This window comes from Leptolyngbya subtilissima AS-A7, from assembly GCF_039962255.1.
GTDB lineage: Bacteria > Cyanobacteriota > Cyanobacteriia > Phormidesmidales > Phormidesmidaceae > Nodosilinea.
In genome coordinates this window covers 56943-79836 of record NZ_JAMPKY010000004.1, presented here as the reverse complement: position 1 = coordinate 79836, position 22894 = coordinate 56943, and the positions used below count along the sequence as shown (strand labels likewise).

At 53.1% G+C, this 22894-nt stretch carries 24 protein-coding genes; 16 read left to right on the top strand and 8 right to left on the bottom strand.

Annotation, left to right across the window (positions count from 1 at the left end):
* Positions 1 to 537: 537 nt before the first annotated feature.
* Positions 538 to 828, bottom strand: coding sequence for a hypothetical protein (locus NC979_RS09915; RefSeq protein WP_190520229.1), 291 nt, complete (start codon positions 826 to 828; stop codon positions 538 to 540).
* A 644-nt stretch (positions 829 to 1472) separates the two neighbouring features.
* Here NC979_RS09915 and NC979_RS09910 point away from each other — a divergent pair.
* The 7 genes from NC979_RS09910 (at position 1473) to NC979_RS09880 (ending at position 5907) form a co-directional block, all read left to right on the top strand.
* A complete protein-coding gene (locus NC979_RS09910; RefSeq protein ID WP_488656486.1) occupies positions 1473 to 1826 on the top strand; it encodes a phosphorothioated DNA-binding restriction endonuclease family protein in 354 nt (117 codons plus the stop codon).
* A gap of 33 nt (positions 1827 to 1859) precedes the next feature.
* Entirely contained in the window at positions 1860 to 2459 is a 600-nt protein-coding gene (locus tag NC979_RS09905; RefSeq protein WP_199308880.1) for an HNH endonuclease, read from the top strand.
* Positions 2453 to 2578: a hypothetical protein gene (locus NC979_RS09900; RefSeq protein ID WP_255524835.1), complete on the top strand. Its 126-nt coding sequence runs from the start codon at positions 2453 to 2455 to the stop codon at positions 2576 to 2578. Before NC979_RS09905 ends, NC979_RS09900 begins: the two co-directional genes overlap by 7 nt.
* Before the next feature lie 447 nt (positions 2579 to 3025).
* Complete coding sequence (locus tag NC979_RS09895) at positions 3026 to 3598, top strand: hypothetical protein (RefSeq protein ID WP_190520227.1); 573 nt, start codon at positions 3026 to 3028, stop codon at positions 3596 to 3598.
* A gap of 24 nt (positions 3599 to 3622) precedes the next feature.
* On the top strand, positions 3623 to 3757 hold the full coding sequence (locus NC979_RS09890) for a hypothetical protein (RefSeq protein ID WP_255524834.1): 135 nt from the start codon (positions 3623 to 3625) through the stop codon (positions 3755 to 3757).
* A 549-nt stretch (positions 3758 to 4306) separates the two neighbouring features.
* Entirely contained in the window at positions 4307 to 5188 is an 882-nt protein-coding gene (locus NC979_RS09885; RefSeq protein WP_190520225.1) for an SAM-dependent methyltransferase, read from the top strand.
* A gap of 140 nt (positions 5189 to 5328) precedes the next feature.
* Positions 5329 to 5907, top strand: a complete 579-nt coding sequence (locus tag NC979_RS09880; RefSeq protein ID WP_190520223.1) for a hypothetical protein — start codon at positions 5329 to 5331, stop codon at positions 5905 to 5907.
* Positions 5908 to 5975: 68 nt separating this feature from the next.
* Here NC979_RS09880 and NC979_RS09875 read toward each other — a convergent pair whose 3' ends face one another.
* Complete coding sequence (locus tag NC979_RS09875) at positions 5976 to 6461, bottom strand: orange carotenoid protein N-terminal domain-containing protein (RefSeq protein ID WP_190520221.1); 486 nt, start codon at positions 6459 to 6461, stop codon at positions 5976 to 5978.
* 412 nt (positions 6462 to 6873) lie between these two features.
* Here NC979_RS09875 and NC979_RS09870 point away from each other — a divergent pair, with 412 nt between their 5' ends.
* Positions 6874 to 7458: an HdeD family acid-resistance protein gene (locus tag NC979_RS09870; RefSeq protein ID WP_190520219.1), complete on the top strand. Its 585-nt coding sequence runs from the start codon at positions 6874 to 6876 to the stop codon at positions 7456 to 7458.
* A gap of 146 nt (positions 7459 to 7604) precedes the next feature.
* Here NC979_RS09870 and NC979_RS09865 read toward each other — a convergent pair whose 3' ends face one another.
* From NC979_RS09865 to NC979_RS09855, 3 genes are all read right to left on the bottom strand, one after another.
* The gene (locus NC979_RS09865) at positions 7605 to 8516 is read right to left on the bottom strand and encodes a DUF5996 family protein (protein WP_190520217.1); all 912 of its coding nucleotides are present in this window, start codon (positions 8514 to 8516) and stop codon (positions 7605 to 7607) included.
* Between the two features lie 190 nt (positions 8517 to 8706).
* Positions 8707 to 10050 carry a hypothetical protein gene (locus NC979_RS09860; protein ID WP_190520215.1) on the bottom strand — a complete coding sequence of 448 codons (1344 nt, stop codon included), beginning with the start codon at positions 10048 to 10050 and terminating at the stop codon, positions 8707 to 8709.
* Between the two features lie 255 nt (positions 10051 to 10305).
* On the bottom strand, positions 10306 to 10575 hold the full coding sequence (locus NC979_RS09855) for a GlsB/YeaQ/YmgE family stress response membrane protein (protein ID WP_190520213.1): 270 nt from the start codon (positions 10573 to 10575) through the stop codon (positions 10306 to 10308).
* 728 nt (positions 10576 to 11303) lie between these two features.
* Between NC979_RS09855 and NC979_RS09850 the strand changes: the two genes are divergently transcribed.
* The 4 genes from NC979_RS09850 (at position 11304) to NC979_RS09835 (ending at position 16870) form a co-directional block, all read left to right on the top strand.
* Positions 11304 to 13229, top strand: coding sequence for a 3-oxoacyl-[acyl-carrier-protein] synthase III C-terminal domain-containing protein (locus NC979_RS09850; protein WP_190520211.1), 1926 nt, complete (start codon positions 11304 to 11306; stop codon positions 13227 to 13229).
* Positions 13226 to 14131 (top strand): DUF6999 family protein, encoded by a 906-nt coding sequence (locus tag NC979_RS09845; protein WP_190520209.1) that lies wholly within the window; start codon positions 13226 to 13228, stop codon positions 14129 to 14131. Before NC979_RS09850 ends, NC979_RS09845 begins: the two co-directional genes overlap by 4 nt.
* Before the next feature lie 83 nt (positions 14132 to 14214).
* A complete protein-coding gene (locus NC979_RS09840; protein ID WP_190520207.1) occupies positions 14215 to 16032 on the top strand; it encodes a M3 family oligoendopeptidase in 1818 nt (605 codons plus the stop codon).
* A 283-nt stretch (positions 16033 to 16315) separates the two neighbouring features.
* Entirely contained in the window at positions 16316 to 16870 is a 555-nt protein-coding gene (locus tag NC979_RS09835; protein WP_190520205.1) for a DUF421 domain-containing protein, read from the top strand.
* 4 nt (positions 16871 to 16874) lie between these two features.
* Here the strand turns inward: NC979_RS09835 and lepB are convergent, their stop codons facing one another.
* Positions 16875 to 17432, bottom strand: coding sequence for a signal peptidase I (lepB, locus tag NC979_RS09830; protein ID WP_190520204.1), 558 nt, complete (start codon positions 17430 to 17432; stop codon positions 16875 to 16877).
* 99 nt (positions 17433 to 17531) lie between these two features.
* Positions 17532 to 17732, bottom strand: a complete 201-nt coding sequence (locus NC979_RS09825) for a hypothetical protein (RefSeq protein WP_190520202.1) — start codon at positions 17730 to 17732, stop codon at positions 17532 to 17534.
* A 254-nt stretch (positions 17733 to 17986) separates the two neighbouring features.
* Between NC979_RS09825 and NC979_RS09820 the strand changes: the two genes are divergently transcribed.
* Positions 17987 to 18196 (top strand): DUF2949 domain-containing protein, encoded by a 210-nt coding sequence (locus NC979_RS09820; RefSeq protein WP_242021184.1) that lies wholly within the window; start codon positions 17987 to 17989, stop codon positions 18194 to 18196.
* Positions 18197 to 18244: 48 nt separating this feature from the next.
* On the opposite strand, the gene NC979_RS09815 is transcribed toward NC979_RS09820, so the two are convergent.
* Positions 18245 to 19306, bottom strand: coding sequence for an AI-2E family transporter (locus NC979_RS09815; RefSeq protein WP_190520200.1), 1062 nt, complete (start codon positions 19304 to 19306; stop codon positions 18245 to 18247).
* A gap of 480 nt (positions 19307 to 19786) precedes the next feature.
* Here NC979_RS09815 and NC979_RS09810 point away from each other — a divergent pair, with 480 nt between their 5' ends.
* The 3 genes from NC979_RS09810 (at position 19787) to NC979_RS09800 (ending at position 22519) form a co-directional block, all read left to right on the top strand.
* The gene (locus NC979_RS09810; protein WP_190520198.1) at positions 19787 to 21100 is read left to right on the top strand and encodes a C1 family peptidase; all 1314 of its coding nucleotides are present in this window, start codon (positions 19787 to 19789) and stop codon (positions 21098 to 21100) included.
* A gap of 196 nt (positions 21101 to 21296) precedes the next feature.
* Complete coding sequence (locus tag NC979_RS09805; protein ID WP_190520196.1) at positions 21297 to 22355, top strand: GGDEF domain-containing protein; 1059 nt, start codon at positions 21297 to 21299, stop codon at positions 22353 to 22355.
* 41 nt (positions 22356 to 22396) lie between these two features.
* Positions 22397 to 22519 (top strand): VOC family protein, encoded by a 123-nt coding sequence (locus NC979_RS09800; protein ID WP_348253533.1) that lies wholly within the window; start codon positions 22397 to 22399, stop codon positions 22517 to 22519.
* The last annotated feature ends 375 nt before the right edge of the window (positions 22520 to 22894 follow it).

Genomic DNA, 22894 nt, shown 5'->3' with positions numbered 1-22894 from the left:
AGCCTGGCGAGTTTAACCTTGCCTCTCAAAAGCGTCCACAAACCTTTTAGAACTTTTCAAAACTTACTACCTACTCAATAAAGTTAGTAAGCTTGGTTTTCGTCAATACAGATCTAGCTAAGTGGCTTTCCCATGCCAACATATAAAGCTCTAATTTTTATTCCAAAAATTCGCTGTTACTTAAAAAAATTAAAATGTAGATAGTAAAATCTGATGCCGAAATCCAACATTTACAAGCTTAAAATGCTTGAAATATTGGATTTCTTGTATCAGTTCAACTTAAGACAAGGAGGGGCAAGCCATACCTGATTAGGTGATGGCCCAGGTATTAAACCTCCAAAGTTGATTGCTTGAAGTCGCAGCGAAGACTGCACCACTTTGAGGACTATCGATAGACCCCGCCATCGCTACTACACTACTAGCACTTCCGACATGCCGCCAAGGCACATCATAGTCGGCTGAATCCCGCATCCACAGTTGGTTGTTTGAAGGAGCTGCATACAGTTTGTTAGCCAGGAATGCCATACCTTTGACATTCTAGGCATGGCCCATAAGCTTCCATTCAGGTCCTACAGAAACACTTGGGGATAATACAGCCGAACCATCCTCAACAATTTGATAGAAGGAATAGTACTTGGCATCGCCATCAGTATGCTGAAGGAAAAAGTGATAGTCGAGCTGAACTCTGAAGTGAGTTAGAGGCTGCTGAGCAAAGCTAGCAAAAGCATTAGGTTGAAGTACGTAGGTCCCAAGACCAAGCTCATCATCACCTGTGCTTAGTAATGCGTTAATTATTTCTGTAGAAAAATTTGCAACTGCATCCGGCACTGAGTAACCTAAAGCAGCGGCTGTTGCTTGAGCTGCTTTGACTATTAGGTGAACCTGCTCTCTAGCTGTAGTCTACCGGCGAGACAATCGCCTGCCGCCCATCGGGGCTAAGTTTGCGGCTCTCTTGCTTACTGATGAAGGTCAAGACTACCTGCAACAGGCCAATTTAACTTCCGTTACCAGCCTTGAACCAATCCAAAGTACCCCCTCAAATAGATTTGAGTAGCTTTTCCGCCTTCACCGCTCTCAACCCTAAGCATTTGAAGATCTAGACGCTCTAAAATCAAAGGGCTCAATAGGTCTGTAAACCTCTACCCTTAGTTCAAATCTAGGTGTCGCCTTTAACGGTAAACCGCTAAGTTAAAATCTCAAACCTCCGTTCAGACAGTAAGTGCATTACTTCGGTGTGACTCTCGCTGTTGTGCAAGCGATCGCACTACAACAGCAGATGATCAGGCTTTGTTGAGGGCAAGCAACCACTGACATGGATGGCTCACTGGCGGTACCGGTAAGAGGCTTACGTAAGGTAAAAAAATTTTACAAATGCTGTTTTCCCCGCTTCACTGAGACATTATCAGCGGCTTGGGTTATGACTGGGTAGAGCCAAAGCAAGCTTAGTGCCAGATGTCCCCTCTGGCTAAACGATACCAAAAGACCTAACTTACTACGCCAAGAAATTTGCCAGGCTGAATGTCAACCGGCACCGAGAGCGCGGAGCTGCGCCTCACAAGCCTGTGCTCTTGATCGCATCGATGGAGCTGATTGAGCAGGGCAAGATTTGGCTAAATCAGGTGCCGCTATCGCCAGAGCTAATCTCGACATTTTTGAGGTATTGGCGCAGCTTGGTCAGGAGCGATGATCGCTCTGATGTTTCGCTCCCGTTTGTGCATTTGACGGGGGATGGGTTTTGGCACCTGGCGTTTTACCCCAATAGTAAAACGGCAACCTCGACGGGGTTGGGCCGCAAGGGGGTGACGGCGGTGCGGCGAATTGTGTAGTATGCGTGGTTAGACCCGGATCTGTTTGCAATATTGCAAGACCCAGGGCAGCGGGTAATTTTGTTGCGGGTGCTGATCGATAGCTGGTTTGCAGGGTGCTCGTCTGAGATTGAGCAGCTATCATTAATCGATGAATTTGAGACGGTGAAAACTCAACTCTTGCGGGAGGGTAGCGCAACCTACAAGGTTGAAGACCTGAAGAATGAGAAGAATATTGTTGTCAGAAATAGGGCATTCCGCAAGATTGTGGTGTCGCTCTATAACCAGCGCTGCGCGTTTTGTGGGCTGAGGATTATTAGCGCGGATGGGCAAGACATTGTGGATGGTGCTCACATTAAGCCGGTTGCTGAGTTTAGGGATGACCGCTTTGTAAATGGGCTGGCGCTTTGCAAGAATCACTATTGGGCGTTTGACCACGGCTGGTTTGGGGTGGATGACGATTACCGAATTGTGATTCCGCAGGGGCGGTTTGTGGAGGAGCCAGCGGTGAAAAGTCGAGAGATGGTGGCATTTAGGGGAGAGGCGATTAGATTGCCGGGGAAGCGGGAGTTTAGGCCAAATTTGGAGGGATTGAGGTGGCATCGGGAGAGGTGGGGAATGGAATATTGGCCGAAAAGTCTGAAAGGATGCTGAATGCCGTCGCCGTAGTCTATGGCCGCAAAAGCTCTGAGTATGAAATGGCAGGCGGCAAGCGGCGACCTGAGCGGCGACGGGCTAGCCAGACTTCCCTCGATCAGCAGTCAGTTGCTTAGGCACTTAACCCAAAGCCGAGTCAGTTTGAGGGGCGCTCGCACAATGCCATGCGATCGCTTCTTTCATTTCAGCCCCTAGCTACTGTTGAAACTCTAAGCGGTGAATATTGCCCACCCGACACGATATTATTGGGCTATTTCTCATCTCCGAGATATCGCTGCACAAAGGCCTGTGATGCTTTAGGGTTCAGCGTTGCCCTGCACCAGCTCGGCTTTGCCAACATTTAAGAGCACCGTACATACCTGAGCGATCGCTACTTTCCCCAGACCAGCCAGTGGTTATCCTGATCTCCACCAGTATCGAATTAGAGAGCTATTAGATAAGCAAGTCAAGGTTTAAAGAACTTTTTGCTTAGTTATTACCAGCTCCCCAACCTGTCCAAGAATGCGACAGTAGAATAGGGGTACTTTCTCAGAAAGACCGTTGTTTGCGTCGATCGCTTAGCCATGCCAGCCCAGCCTCAAACCAGACCCCTCGGAGAAATGTTGCAGCGGGCAGGATTGCTCTCCCAAGCGCAGCTTGACGTGGTGCTTCAGGATCAGCAATGGCAGCCTGAGCTCAGAATAGGCGACATTCTTGAGCTGCGCGGGTGGGTCAAGCGCGACGCCATTGAGTTTTTCGCTGAACAGTGGCCGCAGCTCGCCACGGTTGGTCGGGATAATCCGATCGGGTATTACTTTCAGCAGGCGGGGCTGCTGAGTTCTCAACAGGTAGACGCCCTGCTGCGAGAGCAGGCGCAGGCGGGGTTGAGAATTGGGGCACTGGCGGTTTTACACGGATGGCTGTCTCAAGAGACGCTCGATTGGTTTCTGCGATCGCTGGCACCGGAAGAGTTAGCCTCCTCTGCCTTTATGAAGCGAAAGCAGGGAAATGGGAGTGATCGCGTCAGCCAAGTCAGTCAAGCTCAGTCAAAACCGCAGGCTACTCAGGTGCAACCCAGTCCACCAAAGACGGTTACAGCCCCGCCAGCTAAAGAGCCAACCAAGCCCAGCCTGGATGATATTTCCTGGGTTGATTAAACGGACAGTGGCAAAACTATAAGCATGACAGCCTTTCCCTTACTGACTCCAGAACTGCTAGAGCAGATGACGGAGACCATTGATCGAGCAGGGGCGATCGCACTTGCCAACAGCCTGTATGCTGCTGCGGTTAGCCAGGTGAATCTGACTGAGGATTAGAGCGATCGAAGCCAGGGTTAGATGATGACTTTCGTCATGCAATGGGAGAATCATGACGCGTTTATAGTGTATCGATCAGATTTGCTAGCTACAAAAAACCCCACTGTTGCGAGCGGGGTAGGTAGGTCGTTGTTGTTTAGGAGGAAAGTCGTTGGGTTATCTACCGGGCGTGGAGAACGCTGCGATAAATCAAATCTGCGGACTGCTAGCAATGAATTCATAGTCTCCTAAATCCTCAGCTCAGGAAGTGATAGAGGTATCGGTCACTTGGTGATACTTCTAGCCCTACAACGTGAGCGATGCCGCCCAGTGAGATGATGCAGATCACAACTCCAGGCTGGCCCAGCCGAACAGAGCGGCCCCTATCCGGTGAAGCAGCTCTACAAAATAACGGGGCAGAATCAGACCAAACTACAAGAGAGCGTCTATAAAAGGGGGAGACTAAGCCTGAACATTCCCTTCGCAAGGCAAGGGGAATCAGCCAATGACTAAAGCTACAACCAATCCCTTGCTAAACAGCCCCTAAAACGCAACTTCTAGAACTCTGCTGTGCCCCCGACTTCTGCCGATCCCATCTCCTACACCGCCAAAATTGTGGCGGCGAAGCGAGCCATTGAGCAATCTCTGCCGCAGCCACTGTTCGACGACCCCTATGCGGCGGCCCTAGCGGGTGACGAGGTTGAGCATCTTCTAGCCAAATGGCAGCAGGTCTCTGCACAGCAGGGACGCGCTTTAGAAGAAGTGATTGCCAAGCGCACCCGCTACATTGCCATTCGCACCCGTTTCTTTGATGACCTACTGCTAGCCACTCTGCCCCGGCTACTCGAGCCTCAAGTCGTCATCTTGGGTTCAGGACTAGATACCCGAGCCTATCGACTGCCCTGGCCACCAGCCACCTGCCTCTACGAAGTCGATGTGCCAGCAGTTTTAGACTACAAAGCCAACATCCTGCGAAACCATGAGGCCAACTGTCGTCACCACCTAATTGCTGGCGACTTAGGAGATGTTCAAACTGGCTGGGTGGCTCGCCTCCTAGAGGCAGGCCTGAAGCAACTGCCAACGATCTGGCTGCTTGAAGGCGTGATGATGTATTTGCCAGAGCCTTCAGCCCACTCTCTACTGAAAACTGTTGCTACACTAAGCTGCCCCGGTAGCGTTTTGGGTATGGATGGGGTCAACGACGGTTCAATTCAGGCGGCTCAGCGAGCTAAACAGGACGATAGAGGGCGTGTGGTGCGCCACTGGCAGTTTGGCTGCGACGACCCCCAGCAATTGCTAAAGCGCTATGGCTGGAGCGGTAGAGTTAGCCAACCCCAAGATGTAGGCATTGCCCACAGCAGATACCCAGAATCTATGCCAGTTACAGCCGAGGTCGGTGACCACCAGTCAGAGAGAGGGGTTTGGCTAATGCAGGCCAAAAAAGACCCGTAAACCCGATCGCATCAACCGCGCCCTAAATAAAGAAATAATCGACAGCCCGGAATTCTACTAGAGGTTGATGATTAGCTCTGTATAGGGCCGTTCTGCGAGACGGACTTCTGAAACAGTCAGCAGCGAAGGCAAGCAACCCAATGAGACAACTTCAACTGAGTAGCCTTTTGGCTTTAACGCTGGTTAGCTTAGCTCAGCCTACGATCGCCCAGTCTGAGCGATATCCAACCGCAACAGAGCTTCAACAGCTAGCCCAGGAACTCAGACGCAAGATTCCAGACCTTCAAGCCAGTGGTTTCTACAGCGATCGCCGCACCTTTGAAGAGTGGCAAGAACGATCGGCTTATGCAGAAGCTTGGGCTGACGTTGACCCTGCGATCGCCCCATTTCTGGGCGAATGGACTGCCATTGAAGAATCTCTCTATATCTACCCATCTGCTCTCAGAGGAGGGGTCTGCATTCTCGACATATACCAAGATCAGAGCAAGTTCTACGCTGGCCAGGTGAGAGACAACAAACTACACACCGACCAAAACGTAGTCTTCTTTCTAGACAACAACTTTTTGGGCAACGTATCGGTCTATGAAAATCAGCCCAGCCTTTATGAGTATGCTCACCCCCGACCGCTGCCCAGTTCATCAGAAGAGCTAAGGCAGTTTTACCCTGAGACTGTGGCTGCCTTTGAAGCAGCAGGTTGTCTTGTGGGCCTGCCTCAGTAGCTTCGCAATTTCAGAACACTTCCTCCCAACGCTACACGATCCGCTGGGAGGAAGCACCTGCGCTAAATCTAGATGTTGGAGCCGCTGGCGGGTTCTGCGCCCATGCCAAGGGCAGCGTCGCGCAAAAAGGTAATCTGCTCTTCAAAGCCCATCGTCTCTAGGGCAGCCAGCAGATCTTGCCCTTGATTATCAAGTTCATAATTTTCAGGCATTGGGATAATTTCACCGCTATCCATGCCCTGAGCCAGGTAATACCAAAAAGCGAGTTTTGTGTTGGCGCTCAAAGAACCGTACTCTCGGCCGATTTGGTTAGAGGCGTCACACCGTGCGATCGCGCGCATAATCTCAAGCTGCTCTTGCTGATCGACCTCTTTGACCTGGTTATAAAGACCGGTAGCAATTTCAGGGGATGCAGAGCCAGGGGCAGCTGGCGTGATCCGCTCTCCCATCTGCTCATAGACAAACCACAGCAGTGCCAGTTGCGCATCTGTATCTAAGCCCTTAAAGACATTCAGAGCTTGGTTAGGATCGTTAGCGGTTGTGTAAGCAGTCATAAAAAATCCTTTTGTTGCAGCTTGTACAAATGGCCCTAAAAAGCACGCTTCAGCAATGAAACTCGTACTTGGAGCCGATACCTGCAAGTTAATGGAGGATTTAACTTCCTTCCTCCTGCTATGGCAATAGCCGAAGCTATACCAGTGGATGGGTAAAGGTCATCTAACAATGCTCTCAACCGTCTGCTGTTGCTGCCGCGATCGCTTGTATTGCCTGCATTGTGTGGCTTATTAAAGGGCTGAGCTGTCCTCTAAAATTAACCGGAAAAGACTTTGCACTTCAGCGTTGCATCTCATCCTAAAGTCACCGCCATTTCAAGCACGTTCTACCCTTTGGTTCTACTCGATCGCGGCAAGATTTCTTAACTTGAAGAAGCTCACAGCTAAACAGCTAAATCAAGAGGAAAATCTCATGGTCAGCAATACTTCAGTAGATGTTAAACAGGTTCGCGATCGCTCGTTATGGACTGGCGTTGTTCTAACAATTTTGGGTGTAGCTGCGATCGCGCTGCCCATCGTCTCGACCCTTTTTGTTGAAACTTGGGTAGCCGTAATTTTGGCTTCCGCAGGGGCAGCAAAACTCGTTTATGCCTATCAAACCCGTGACAAAGGCGGCACCCTTTGGAAAGCGCTGCTTGGCGTTCTTTACATTGCTACCGGCATTATGTTGTTTGTGAATCCACGCTCAGGGGTACTGACGTTGACCCTGTTGCTCGGTAGCTTTTTACTCACCGAAGGCGTGTTTGAACTCATTCTGGCCTTTCGTCTACGACCCCAGCAAAATTGGACCTGGGCTTTAGGCAACGGCATCATTACCCTGATCCTGGGCGCCATGATCTGGTTTCAGTTTCCCTTTAACGCTCCCTGGTTGTTAGGTACTTTAGTCGGTGCCAGCATTCTCTTTACGGGCATTTCTCGCATTGGGCTATCCCTCAAAACCCGCGAATTTTCGGAGCGCGAGTCTGAGCGCGAGTCCGAATCAGCCGCTTCTGCTTGAGCGCTGTAGACCACCGCAATCCTTCGATCCACAGCTACGGGGCTAAACCCACTGGCGATATTAATTAGCCAGTGGGTTTAGCCCTGTTTTAAACTCTGATTCTGCAAACTCCGTGGGCGATCGCCCCTCTCCCCTACTACGCAGCGCTATTTGAACCAGGTCTGTTGCAGCGCGGCGGCATCCCAGTTGGCCAAATTAGCAGCAGCCTCATAGGTGCTGTGCAGAAATTGCAGCAGCGCCTGGTCAGGGTCAGCGGCCTCGCGTACGGCATCGTAGGGCAAAACAAACTCCCCTAGCCCCTCATGGAAGAAGGCCGCCTCCGGCTGAACCGGCGCATCCTTAAACCCCTCCGGTACCGGATAGGCGTAGGAATAGAAAGCCGGGTAGCCCAGACCCATCCCTGGCCAAAACCCAGCGCTGCTCACCTCTTGGCAGTAGGCTTCCTTAGCAACATCGTCGGGCAAGTTGGGCACACCCCCACCATGCTCCGGTGCCGGTCGCCCCGAAAATCGCGTCACCGCCAGATCAAAACTGCCCCAAAAAAAATGCACCGGGCTCACCTTGCCCGAAAAGTGAGAGCGAAAATCCCGAAAGACGCGATCGCTCTGCAACAGCACCCGCCAAAACCGCTGCGCCGCATCGGCATCGTAAGCCCCATGGGTTTCATCTTGCTCAAAGGGAATCGCATCTGGGATTTCGTTAGGCGTGGTGTGGATGCGAACGGCAATATTCAGCTCTGCCAGAGCCGTCATCGCCGCCTGATAAAAGTCTGCCACCGACCGAGGCCGTAGCTCGACCGTTTTCACGCTGCCTTCGCTGGTGGCAATGCGCAGCTGGTGGTCAAAAAAGTCGAAGTCGATCTGAAAAATCTGATCCGTGCTCGGAATAGTGCTTGTTGTCAGACCCCGCGCGGTCAGATATAGCGGCACATGCCACGAGTGATTAATCCAGGGCGTTTGCACTAGCCGAATTTTGCCCACAATTTGAGTCCACAGGTGCAGCGTGGCGTAGGTGTCTTGCCAATCATCGAGAGGTAGCTGTGGCCAGACGTTAGGCATAACGTTTCCCCCAATTGGTTTAAGACAAATTGGAGCACAAGATTAGCAATTTGTGGAAATGGGGGCGATCGCCCCCATTTCCGCAGGCCCACAGCGCAGGATTTCCCTCAGTAACCAATGAGTCTGCCCTAATCCGCGCTGGGAGAGCGTAGACGGCTAACGTCACAACAGATGCTCTGCTGAACAGCCTCTAAACGGCAAAGCCGGTTTTTTGCTTCTGTTTGCCCTTTGACTTTTTCTTTGAGGAGCCTTGATCCACCTCTTGCATCGCTTCCTGAAACAAGTCTTGCAGATGCATAGGCACACTCGCAATCTCTGGAAGTTTTGGCTCTAAAGGCTTTCCGGCCTGTACTAAAACGTCGTCCAGATCATCTATGGTTAGATCTGAGCGGTTGAAATGTCTTCCCAAAGCTGCCATCAACGGCGTGGCGTTGTCTTCAGCAAAGCAATGCCAAACGTAGGCGTTGACCGCATCTTCCTTGAGATATTTTTGAATTAGCTGATCCGCCTTGGTTACAGATGCGTCATCGGTCGCCTCAAACAGCTGGGTCAAGCGCACGTAGTCTTTGAGGAATGTCTGTCCCCAACGGGGGTGAACAAACACCGTCACGGCTTCTGCCCGACGCAGCTCATCGGGCAGATTGATGGGCGGCGTTGCCATCTTAATCGCCTTGTCATCCTTTAAGAGCCGGTCCACCTCTTTCCCGTCTTTGCCAAACGAGGCCATCGACTCAGCCACCTCTTCCTCAGAAACCCCAGACTCAGCGACCAGTTCCTTGAGCGACTTAGAACTGTCAATGCCGAGCGCCTCTAAACGGCGCTGGGTAGAAATCTCTTGATATTCTTTGAGCTTTTTGTTCAGCTCATAGCCTGACAGAGTAATGCGATCGCCCCCAAAAAAGTCCACAAAATCGTGGTGGTAGCGCTCCACAGATTTCCAGGCTTCTTCTAAAAGCTCAGGGGCATCGCCATACAAATGGTCAGGAAACCAGTTTTTAAAGTTGCCGATCGCAACAGCTAGCTTAGGCTTACCCAATTTGCCCAGCAGCATCAAAGGGCCTGAAAACGTCCAGACATCATCCACGTCTGGCGACAGACGAGTAACCACAATCTCGCCGGGGCCAAGACGAGCTAGCTCCTCGGCCGACTGTGCCCCATTCGGCTCGACCCAGTAGCGCTTTTCCGTCAGCCAGTTCATCACTTCAAAGCGTTCTGGCGTAGCCTGAAGCACTTTAAACAGGCCATTAAACGTTTTCTTCCAGCTCTCAGCCAAAGCCCGGTCACTCGGGGATAAGCTGGGCTGATTTTCAATAAAAATATCCAATACCGACTGGCCAGCTACCTGGCCTTCGGTCAAAAACATATCGATCGCCAGGCTTGAGCGATTAATGCCTTGCAGGTTGGTGGCTGACCAAAGCTTTAGTTGAGCGGCGCTGTATTGTTCTAAGGCTGTTGCCAGCTCGCCCTCAGCATCTAGTACAAAGGCCTGTAGCGCCTGTTTTAAGACCTGAGACTGGTTTACGTTATCGCTCACACGGAACCTATCGACACAACGCAGGGGAAACTGCTGCTAACCTACCTCAAAAAATGATTTGGGACAACTTGCTTCAACGCTGCCCCCAAGCTATTACACCCATACACGGAAAAATAGATAAGCCCACTTAGCGGAAAGGAGTCATCCTAGGCAAGTATGCCGAGTTTTGACCCCCAGCGGGTGGCGGCAATCGCCACCCGCTATATCCGGTTCGTTGGTGCTTATCTATTTCGATTTATGGCTAATAGCTGGCAATTAAACGGCACGCTTGGCAACTGCGTAGTAGATGAACAGGGCGACAATTGCGCCCAAGACGGCAATTACTACACCACCGATGCTGAGACCTGTTGCTGTCAGGGCTAATGATCCTGTGGTCAGCAAAGAGTAGAGGCTACCCCCAACGAATGCACCAATTACACCCAGAATCAGTGTGCCCAAGAGACCACCGCTCTGATGTCCGGGATAAATAGCTTTAGCAATTGCACCAGCAATCAAACCCAATACGATCCAAGCTAGAATGTTCATTCCCTTCTCTCCAAATGTTGTAGGCAATCGGTGCCTTTTCCTTACAAATAACAATAGCCAAACGATTTAGCTGGCGAGACCATCTAAAGAAATAGTTGGCCTTTGTCTAAAGGCATACATAGGGTTTTGGCAGATAAATTGCCGGTGCTTAGCTGGCTTTTTCGGGTGTTGCCCATCTACTTCTAGGGTTAGCGTCGGACAGTGTTTGCGAACGGCAGATGGCCATTCCAGCAGTCAGTGCAGTTCTGAAGAACCTTTCTAAAGTGGCTAGGCAACAGTTTTCTTGCCGCTTAGGCGTTTGATCAACTCCGACTAAAATTCTGCATCAACGCTAACCTCGCCCGACAAAAACGGGTTAGGGGCTGTAACTGCTGACGCTTGGACATCAGCGAGCAGTGGATGACAGCTCATAGACAGCATTTCTAAATTAGGCAACAGACCGTTGACCTCTTTGGCGATAAGGTCAAACTTTAAAGCGGATCGATTTGGGTCAGAGCGCTAGGTAGCGGTGCTTTACTGAACGCATGGCTCACCTAACAAAAGGTTTAGGGCTGAGTCAATCGGGGCATCTTGAGACGATGCATCTCGTCAACGATTTTTGCTGGATTGTTCTGCTTGGGCCACTGGCGGCGTGCTGTCAGGGCCAAGATCAATTCACCTCCTATGGCGCAGCACCAGCGGGTCGCCCAGGGCAGTAACTGACAGTCTCATGCTAGAGGTATAACCCCATGCCGGCTTTCACCCCCTTCGACCGGGCTCAACCCCGGGCGGCTTACATCACCCACATCGGCAAATGTCTGCCAGGAAACCCGATCGCCAACGATGAGATGGACGCCTACCTGGGCCAGGTGGGCGATCGCCCCTCCCGAGTCAAGGCCCGCATTCTCAAAAGCAACGGCATTCAGCAGCGCTACTATGCCCTCGATCGCCAACAGCAAACCACCCTCAGCAATAGCCAGATGGCCGCAACAGCGGTGCGAGACGCCCTGGCCCAGGCTGAGCTAGATCCCAAGACCGTTGACCTGTTGGCCTGTGCCACCACCTGGCCCGACCTGCTGGTGCCGGGCTTTGCCAGTATGGTGCATGGAGAGCTGCCGGAGCTGGCCCCAGTGGAGGCGACCTCTCACCTAGGGGTATGCTGCGCTGGCGTGGCGGCACTCAAATACGCGGCGGCCCAGGTGCAGCTGGGTCAAAAGCGGCAGGCGATCGCGGTGGCCTCAGAGCTGGCCTCGCGGTTGTTTAAACACACCCGGTTTGAGGCCGAAACCGCCCATCAAGCGCGGGCTGCCCTGCCCTTCGACACCGAGTTTCTGCGGTGGATGCTGTCGGATGGCGCGGGGGCCTGCTTGGTCAGCGATCGCCCCAACGCCAGCGGCCTCAGCCTCAAAATTGAGTGGATTGAGTCGGTCTCCCACGCCAATTCCCATCCGCTGTGCATGTATGCCGGGGTCGATAGCGCCACGGAGCTAACCAGCTGGATGGACTTTCCCGATCAGGGGGCGGCGGCAGCGGCGGGAGCGCTCAACCTGCGCCAAAACATTCGCCTGCTCGACCAGGTGGTGCAGCTGGGCGTGGAGGGCTGGATCAGGCTGATCGAAGCTGGTCGGGTGCACCCCGACCAGGTGGACTGGCTGCTGTGCCACTACTCGTCGCATTTCTTTCGTAGCCAAATCATCAATTTGCTCGAACAGGCGGGCTGCATGATTCCTGAGGAGCGGTGGTTTACCAACCTCTACACCCGGGGCAACACCGGCTGCGCTTCAATCTACCTGATGCTGGAGGAGTTATTTAACTCGGGCAAGCTGTGGCCAGGGCAGCAGATCTTTTGCTTTGTGCCCGAAAGTGGCCGGTTCACGACCGCCTACATGCTGCTGACGGTGGTGGAGGCGACTGGGCCAAGCCAGGATTTTAACGCCACGCTGCTGCCGGCCACTGCGGCGATCGCCTCCCCTGACCGTCCCCCCTCAGCAACCGCTGCCCTGGAAACCGAAACCCCTGACACAGTCTCTGAAGCGCTGTTGCGCCAGCTGATGCTGGTGTGGCTGACCTTTGAGCGAGAGCTGCGGTCCGTCCCCATCGTCAGGCGATTGCACCGGGGGGAGTTTACCCTCGCAGACTACCGGGCGCTGCTGCGAGCCTTGCGCCCCCAGGTGGTCGATGGCGCCCGGTGGATTGCCCGAGCCGCGTCAAATATGACTGACTTTGAGCTGCGATCGCACCTGATCGGCCACGCCCGCGACGAGCACCGCGACTTTCAAATGCTGGAGCGCGACTACGTCTCGGTCGGGGGGCAGCTCGAGGAGATTCTGAAGGCTGAGCAAAACATTGGTTCAGAAGCCCTGTCTGCCTTTATTTTTCAACGCGCCTCCCGCGAAAACCCGATTGATCTACTGGGCAGCATCTTCATTGTGGAAGGGCTGGGCAACCGCATGGCGGGCCAGTGGGCCGCGCTCATTCAACAAAGCTTGGGGTTAGATAAGACCCAAATTTCCTTCCTCAGCTACCACGGCGAGAATGACGAGGCCCATGTGCAAAAGCTCGATGCCTTTCTTAATGCCGACTGGATGACGGCGGCGATCGCCGCCCGCATTGTCAAAACGGCCCAGGTCACCGCCCGCCTGTACCGCCTGCAACTAGAAGAGATTGACCTATGACCTATACCCCCGTGCCCCACAACCGGCAAGACCCTAACTATTGGGATGCTATCTATGCCGACTGGGCCATCCCCCTCGACCCCACCGCCAAGGCCTACATGGTCAAAGACCTGCAAAGCTGGTCGCGCTCCTACCTGCTGCTGCCGATCAAGCTCTTCGCCAACCTGGTCATGGCTTTGATTATGACGCTCAAGCGGCTCTTGCCCTTTCAATTTCGCAACTACTGGCTGATGCACCAGTTAGCCGTCTGGTTTCTTAACACCTTCACTACTCCCGAAGCCTGCTACCTGATTGTGCGCCACTTTGCCATTGGCTCTAATATCGTCAATTTTTTAATCGACAATGGCCCCGACCCGACCCTGCCCCACGCCACTCTCTACCCTCGCCGGGTGGAGGACCTGGCCGCTAACGCTTTTTTAGAGCACGACATCAACCTCTACAACTTTGTGCTCGGCTATCATCGCGCCCAAGAGCAGCACCCCAATTGGCTAGAGAGTGTACGTCAGCGAGGGCTCAGCTATGGGGGCATCCGCCCGGTGTCCGTCGAGATCGACATCACTCGGCGGGGCTGGCTCCAGGTGCTCGATATGGAGTCCTCCCTGGAGCTGTTCAAGATCTGCTATTCCCTCTGGGTCACCAGCGACGAGTTTGAGCGGGCAGTGCTTTCCCTTCAGTTCGACGAAAGTTTTGCCCTCTACTTTAGCCGGGTAACCGGCGACTACGCCTGGAACCACACCGTGAAGAACCGCCATCCCCTGGCTCCCAACAGCCCCTTTGGCTCAGCCCGCAATCTGCTGCTGCACGGTCTGGCCTCAGAGTCGCTCCAGCGCTATTTGGAGCTAGCCACGGCGGATAGCTGCCCTGAGGCTAAAGCTGTCGCAATAAACCGCGTTGCTCCTTAATGGCGCGATCGCATCTTTAGGGGCTTAGCATATTCTGAGAGGTTAGGTAAGCTAAAGGCAATGCCCTTTGCTCCATTGCCTTTATGCCCATCCTCCATCAAACCTGGGATAACAGCCACTTCTTCGCGGGCAGTGATGATCCCCAAATTGCCGCAACGGTTGAGCGGATCAAAGCGGAAATCGATACCCTATCCACCCTCTGCGCCCCGTTCATCGAGCACATCGAACCTGCCGAACCCCTTACTCAGGAAAAGTTTGAGGGGTTGCTGGCTCAAGTTAGAGCCGCCCACCAGCAGCGCACCGCCACCGCCAAACGCCTGGGCAACCTCCGCACCTTTATCTCCTCTATTCTCAGCGTTGACTCCCGCGACGCCAGCGCCAGCGAGTGGAAACCCACCCTGCAACAGCTCGGTGCCGAAATCAGTCAGGCCACTAAGGCCTTAGACATTTTTCTGCTGCGGGTCGACAACGCCTTTATCCAGGCCTTGATTGCCGATCCAGTCCTCGAAGAGCTGAGTTTCTCCCTGCTGCACCAGCGTCAGCTCAACGACCAGCTGCTCAGCCTAGCCGAAGAAAAGCTAATCACCGGCCTGGCCGTCAACGGCCTGCAGGGCTGGGGCAACCTCTACACCGAGCTATCGGGCACCCTGCAATGCACCGTGGCCGGTGACACTGTGGGCTTGGCCAAGGCCTTTAACCTGCTCAGCTCCCCCGATCGCACCCTGCGCTCCGAGGCTTGGCATGGGGTCAACGCCGCCTGGGAGAGCCGGGCCGAGACGGTTGCCACCGTTCTCAACGCCATCAACGGCTGGCGGCTAGAGGAAACCAAACAGCGATCGCGCCACCGCAGCCTGCACTACCTCGACAAAAGCTGCCACCAAAGCCGCATCGATCGCACCACCCTCGACGCCATGATGGAGGCTACATACCAGCGGCGTAGCCTCGGCCAGCGCGCCCTAACGGCCATGGGCAAAGTGCTCAAAATCGAGCCCATGGCCCCCTGGGATTTGTTTGCTCCGCCCCCGGCGGCAGACCAGAGCGGGGGGTTTGCCTTTGAGGCGGCGATCGAACTGGTCGCCGACGCCTTTCGACAGTTCAGCCCAGCCATGGGCGACTTTGCCATGATGATGGCCGAAAAGGGTTGGATTGACGCCCAACCGACCCCCAACCGGGCCACGGGGGCCTACTGCACCAGCTTCGCCGAGCCCAAAGAACCGCGCATCTTTATGACCTTCGAGGGCAGCATGAACAACGTGCTGACCCTGGCTCACGAACTGGGCCATGCCTGGCACAACTGGGTTATGCAGGATCTGCCCCGCTACAAAACCTTTTACCCCATGACCCTGGCCGAAACCGCCAGCATCTTCGGCGAAACCCTGGTGCGCGATGCTCTGTTTGAGCAGGCCAGTACCCCCGAGCAGAAGCTCAAAATTGCCTGGGAAGAAGGGTCTGCGGCGGCGACATTCTTGCTCAATATTCCAGCTCGGTTCACCTTTGAGCAAAAACTGGTCGAGTCCCGCAAGCAGGGGTTTGTGATTGCTGACAATCTCAAGACCATGATGCGCGACAGTTGGCAGCACTGGTACGAAGACAGCCTGGCCAGCTATGACGACATGTTTTGGGCCAGCAAGCTACATTTCTCGATCGCAGAGCTGGGCTTCTACAACTATCCCTACCTGTTTGGCTATCTGTTTAGCCTGGGCATCTACGCCCAAAAAGACCAATACGGCGCTCAGTTTAACGACCTATACACCAAGCTGCTGCGCGACACCGGCAGCATGACGGCGGAGGATGTCGTGCTGCGTCATCTCCAGCAAGACATTCGCCAGCCTGAGTTTTGGCAGGACAGTTTAGACATTGTCGATCGCGCCGTCAGCCGATTAGAAAGCCTGGTGGTGTAGACGCAAGAATCCACAGCATAGTTATTGCCAGTCACTAGAGCCTTGTGCTGTGGCGAAGTTTGGCGATCGCTAAATTTCGCCTGCTTGGTTTATAGACAGTCTTTGCGGCCAACTTGAGGCTGAGCAGATGCTTAAGCCTGCTTCTGCTATAGCATTGAACACCTACTGATTCACCTAAACTCTGTAGCAAGTGAAAACTAGTTAGGACAGCCCAAAATAGCGAAATTCAAGCCCATCGAGCATCTCTTTCATCTTTCGCTCTTCTATGTTTGTTCTTTGCCCTATGACTATCGCTCACGATCTGTGGATACCCGATGTATCCATTCTTGAAAAGATTATTCGGCCAATTTTGGTCTATGGCTTTTTGCTCATTGCCCTGCGGCTGGGTGGCAAACGAGAGCTGGGGCAGCTGACGGGCTTTGACTTAGTTGTGCTGCTCATGCTTTCTAACGCCGTGCAAAACGCCATTATCGGCGACGACAATTCGGTCTTAGGCGGGCTAGTTGGGGCGACTACTCTACTAATTACAAACTATTTAGTGGTGCGTTTAGCCTATCGCTATCCTCGCATTCAGCAGGTAGTCGAAGGCCGATCGACGCCGCTGCTGTTGGATGGGCAAATGATTTCAAAAAATCTGGCTAAAGAGTTGATTAGCGAAAAAGAGTTCCGCACGGTGCTGCGCCGTCAGGGGTTTGAGAACCTGGCGGAAATTAGAGAAGCTATTTTAGAAACCAGCGGCAGCATTACCGTGGAGCGAGCCACCGATTTACCCACCCCCGCTGAGGCAGAACTGCTGCGCCGGCTCGATCGCATTGAGCAGCGGCTCCAGCAGCTATAGCGGTTTAGTCAAGATCCCCTAGGCGATCGGGAGGCCAAAACCGAAATACAGCGCGGCCAATTAGATGGTCAGCCGGCAAAAAGCCCCAGTAGTGAGAATCAAAGCTCTTGTTGCGGTTGTCGCCCAAAACCAGGTAAGAATCATCAGGCACCGTCACAGGCCCATACTGGTAGTCTGGCTTAGCTGCGATGTAGGGCTCTGACTGGGGCTCATTGTCGACGTAGAGCTGGCCGTTTTTGACCTCAATTACGTCTCCCGGCAGACCAACCAGCCGTTTGATGAAGGCCTCATTTTGACCTAAGGCGTCGGGGGGACGAAACACCACGATGTCGCCCCGCTGGGGATCGCCAAAGTCGTAGCTCACCTTGTCGATGATCAGGCGATCGTTGATTTCCAGAGTGGGCAGCATTGAGCCCGAGGGAATGTAGCGAGCCTCAGCTACAAAGGTGCGAATGCCCAGGGCCAGCAGCACGCTCAGGCCTAGGGTTTCTACGGTTTCACGCAAAATTCCTTTGCCTCTGGGGGCCGAAGGGCGGGGAGGGGTAGAGCTGGAATCGATCATGACTGACTCACTTACAGGGGGTGAAAGCTAATTTTCGCTGAGGCAGGGTCATTGTTGACATAAACAAGGCCAAATCACGCCATCGTCGCTGCCACAATGCTAGCGGTAAATAATCCGGTGAGCATAAGTGACCTCAAGAATGCCCTGAAGGTAGCTAGCCATAACGACGCGATCGCGGTTGTGATTGAGCCAATCATAGGCGATAGAACCAGGAGACTTAGCGTGCAGTAGGTCAAAATTACCAGTGGATGGCTGTTTCCCTGCCCAGCCGCTAGAGGAAACAGCTAGTGTGCTGCTCAAATAGGTGGACCATCCTATCGATACGATTGATTTCTACCCATGGATTCTAGGTTAGGGGCTGGGTATGTCGTTACAGTGACATGACTGTGACAAAGCGAGCGATTTAGGCCCAATGCAACTAGGCTGAAACGCTAGCGACACAGTATTACCACAACCGCTGTTTGCGCTTTGCCTTCAAATTGGACTGTCCTGATTAGCCCACTGCGGCTACTGATGGGCAAGACCAACGCTCCCTCACACTAGGAAACTTTGCTATGACCTCACCACTGCTCAGCCGGTTGGTTAGCTTCGTGCAAACCGAATTTGGGGTATCTAACGAAGAAGTGGCTACCGCGTTCCACCACAGTGACTCTGCCACCCAGCTGCCGATGATTCTCTGGCAGTATGGCTTTATCAACACAGCTCAGCTCGACGCACTGTTTGCCTGGCTAGAACGGGCCAGATTTCGCTCCGTTGAGGGGTAGAGGGATTGGGGGTTGGCCAGCGATCGCAGGTCTTTTCAAGCCCGCCGGTCAACCGACTGGGTTAGCCCCTGAGGATGGCCCAGAGGGTTGATAAATCTCCTCAAAGATTCGCTTGATTGCCCCCGCCAGCGGTACGGCCAGCAGTAACCCTAACACCCCCGCGAGCTGGGAGCCAATCAACAGCAGCACCAAAATCCACACGGGGTTCAGCCCAATTAAATCGCCCAAAATTTTGGGAGTCACAGCATTGTCAATCACCTGATCAACCAGCAGAGCCACCACTACCAGCTCTCCCCCTAGCAAAATGCTGTGAAAACTCACGATGATGGTAGCCGTAAAGATGCCCACGACATCGCCAAACGGAATCAGCGTCATCAGGCCAATGCCGATGCCAAACACCAGCCAATAGGGAATGTGGAGCAGAAAGAAGACGGTCGTTAGACTGGTGACCATGAGCAGCGCGATCGTGGCCTGCCCCACAAAATAGTTCTTAAACTTTTCCTGAAACGCCAGCCGAATCTGACCGCCAAGGTTGCCCGGTAGCCAGCGCAGCAGACCGCTCCAAAACCCATCCCCATGCAGCAGCAGGTAGAGCGTCAGCACGACCGTAATCAATACTTCCACCAGGCTGTCAGCGACGCCAACAACCACCTCAAGCAGCTGATCGGGCAGCTGAGCCACCTCATCGGGCAGCATTTGCGCCACCTGTGTCGCCAGCGCGGTGACGTTTAAAGGAATATGTTGAACCGCCAGCCAGGCATCTAATGCTTGAAACTCCTCGTTACCCGACTCTAACCAGTTAGGCAGGCGAGTTCCCAAATCTCCTAACTGCTGAAGCAGGGCCGGCACTAGGGTAAAGCCCAAAATCCCCACTAGCCCAACTGTCAAAAGCAAAATTAGCGCAATGCTGACACCGGGTTTAATGCCGCGCTTTTCAAGCTGCTCGATCGGATAGCTCAACAGAAACGACAGCAGCGTGGCGGCGATCAGCATAGTAAACGGTGTCTGAAAGGTCTGAAAGACCTTGTAAAGCAGCCAAATGTTCAGAATGGTCAAAGGCAGGGCAATTTCCCACACCAGCCAACGGGGCAGCTTATCAAATGCTTGCATGGTCAATGGGCGTAGCCTATCAGTACGGTCTATAAGACTTAAGGTAACGTCTTGCGATTGAGGCAAGCGGCGCGCTGGGGTAGAGATTAGCGGATGCCTTACACCAAATCCCGAATGAATGACCCCCAATTTGTAGGGGCGTAGCATGCTACGCCCCTACGGGGTTCCTGATTATGAATTGGGGTCTACCAAATCAGATTTGGTATTAGAGGGTCTGCCCTGAGGGATCCACAAATTAGAGTTCCGCTTGAACCTCATTCTTTAGGGAAAACTTTGAACCTAGATGACCTGCTTCTTATCGGTACTGGCACCTTCTTCTAGGGTGAGCGGGCACGCGAGGGCAGCAGGCAACAAGAACCTCGCAGACTCCGCTTCAAACTGCCTTACCGTTCTTTAAAAGTAATGCAATATTGGGCTGCCATGCTGCGCTCGCTAGGGGTGCGGAGGGAATGCTTAAGAAGCCATTCCTCAAGGTTGAACATGTTTACGCAGACCCGTAAGTTTCGCATTGGCGGTTATCAACCGGGGCAAAAGCCGGACGACGTTAAGCATCACCAGATTGGCCGATTTGGGAAAGAGGAGTTGCCGGGCCGGGTCGATTTACGCCACCACATGACTGAAGTGGAAGCGCAGGTGGGCAATAGCTGCGTGGCCAATGCCTTTGTAGGGGCCTACGAATATCTGGCCAAGCGCGATCTGGGTGATGCTGGTAACGTCAGCCGTCTGTTTGTCTATTACAACGCGCGATCGCAAACCGGTAGCCACAACGAAGATGCTGGCACACAGATGCGTTGTGCGATCGAAACCCTAATGCAGCACGGGGCCTGCTCCGAAGACCTCTGGCCCAATGACGAAGAGCTAATCTTCACCGAGCCCGACACCGGGGCCTATGACCACGCCTCTAACTTCAAAATTGTCGAAACTGAGACCATCGACACCGACCTAGACCTCTGGCGACATACCCTGGCCGAAGGCTACCCAATCGCCTTCGCCCTCAACACCTTTGAATCGTTTGACGAGGCCACCCGCAACAAAGGCCGAGTCCCTCAGCCCAAGCGCTCCGACAACGTGCGCGAAACCCACGGCTGGCACGCTATGCTCTGCGTCGGCTACTCCGACAAAGACCGCTTCTTTATTGTGCGCAACTCCTGGGGGCCAGAGTGGGGCGATCGCGGCTACTGCTACATTCCCTACGACTACGTCATCCACGACGACTACAACGGCCACGACTCCTGGATTATCAAGTCTCTCAGCGATCTCGACTTTAGCGCCGAAGTTTGGGAAGAGGACGAGTCATTCTTCGCCGACGAATGCTCGCTCTTGCTGTACGACTTTTATATTCATACCGAAGACCCCGAAGGCTTCACCGACGCGCTTGCTGCCCTCTGCCTCACCTACGTCGAAACCGAAGACGACTATTACTTCGACTACGACTACAACGAAGACGAAGGCAGTCCCTATTTGCTCAACATCCTCAACTTTGACCTCAGCGTTGAGGACGGTACCGAGTTTGTCGCCGAGCTAGACGCTCTTTGCCAAGAGTACGCCGTTGATGAATCTTATAGCTTCGGCTACGGCAGCAGCGATGAAGAGGCAACTGAGGAAGACGAGGCCGTAGAAGAATCCGAAGAAGAGTACGCCGAGGAGGAATCTGAAGAAGAGTACGCGGAAGAGGAGTCTGAGGAAGAGTACACCGAAGAAGAATCCGAGGAAGAGGAATATTCTGAGGAAGAGGAGGAGGAGTACGCCGAAGAAGAATCCGAGGAAGAGGAATATTCTGAGGAAGAAGAATAGCCGACTGACGGTGCCTTGATTCCGGTTAGCATGGCTTGCAGCGGCAAATTCTCCCAGCGCAAGCCATGCTTAGGACGGTTGAGGATAGTTAGCTATAGGCGGGTAAATGCGTTGCTCTAAGTCACATAACAAAAGCCGCTCAAGCGGGTGCTACGCTTCAGAAGCTCTCTACGCGTCGACAAGCTAAAATCCTTTAATGGATGCTGATTACATCTCAACGCTGAAACAGCGGGTCAAACAGCTTGCTCTAGAACTCGAGCAAACCAAGGCTCAACTGAAACTGGAACAGCAAGAACGTGCCCAGACGGAAGCGACCCTGCGCGCAAGTAACGAACAGCTTCAGCAAATTCTCAACTCTACCGACGCGGGTATTGCCTTTGTCGACGCCGAGCGACGATACCAGTTTGTCAACCGGTTTTATGAAGTACGCTTCAACCGTTCTCGAGAAAGCATTCTAAATAAATACGTCTGGGATGTAATTGGTGAAGAAGCATACGCCTCTGTCAAAGACTATGTTGAGCGCGTTTTAAAGGGAGAGCCGCAAAGCTTTGAATTTGGAATGGTCTATCGCAATGGTGACTATGTCTATCTCACCAGTTGTTTAACGCCAGCCTTCAGCAGTGACCAGGAGGTAGTTGGCTACTACTTATTTGTTTTTGACAGCACAGAGCGCCGTCGTCTTGAGCAATCTCTTCAGGCCGCTAATACAAAGTTAGAAAAGTTAGCCACCGTAGATAGCCTCACTCAAATCGCCAATCGACGAAAATTTGATGACTATCTAGAGCAAGAATGGCGGCGCGCCCTACGCAGCCAGCAGCGGCTCTCATTAATTATGTTCGATGTTGACGCGTTCAAACGCTACAACGATTACTACGGTCATCAAATGGGTGATGACTGCTTGATTAGCATTGCTCAGACGGTTAAATCAACAGTTGAACGAACGACTGATGTGGTGGCCCGCTACGGGGGCGAAGAATTTGCCGTTGTTTTACCCAATACTGATTTGTTTGGCGCAACTGCGATCGCAGAGCAAATTCAACAGGCCGTTAAAGCCCTAGCCATTCCCCACGAGACCTCAACAGTCAGCACCGTTGTTTCGATTAGTTTGGGTGTTGCTAGCCTAATACCCACCACCATCGGGTCGCCCAAGCAACTCATTGCCAGTGCCGATCGGGCGCTCTATGCCGCTAAGCAGCAGGGGCGCGATCGCTACGTTGTTGATAGCACCCAAGGGCAAGGCTCCACACCGTCATAGAAGGGTAGGAAAGGATATTGGCGGCATGGTCTCACCGCCGCATGCCCAGGGTTTCCATATCAACGGTGGAGGACGTGGATGCGATCGCAGAACAAGCTAAAGCCTTAGGTGGCCAAGTGCTGCTGCCGCCCATGGCGATTGAGGGTACGCGCAAGTTTAGATAACGGCGATCGCGACCGTCATCTAAACAAGAACCAGGCAAGCAAAGAAGGATAATGACTTGCTTACACCAGCAATCATGGAATTTGCTTGACTTAGACAGAATAGACAAAAAACTTTAACTAAATTCCAGATTCTCAACTAAGAATTAGGTGAAAGACAGCTAGCAAACAGTGCGCTTGATCAGCAGGCAACTTCGAACTCAATCTAGAGGTCTTCAGAGGTTCGCTCTAAGCAGATTATTAAGCTGCAATCGTACTTGCTGTTGTACAAGTAGCTTGAATAGTCTTGGCATTCGGGCACTCAACGAACTTTAACCTATCGTGCCTCCCTTCTATGCCATTCGATAGGTCCTTTCGCTTGAAGAAATTTTTAGCATT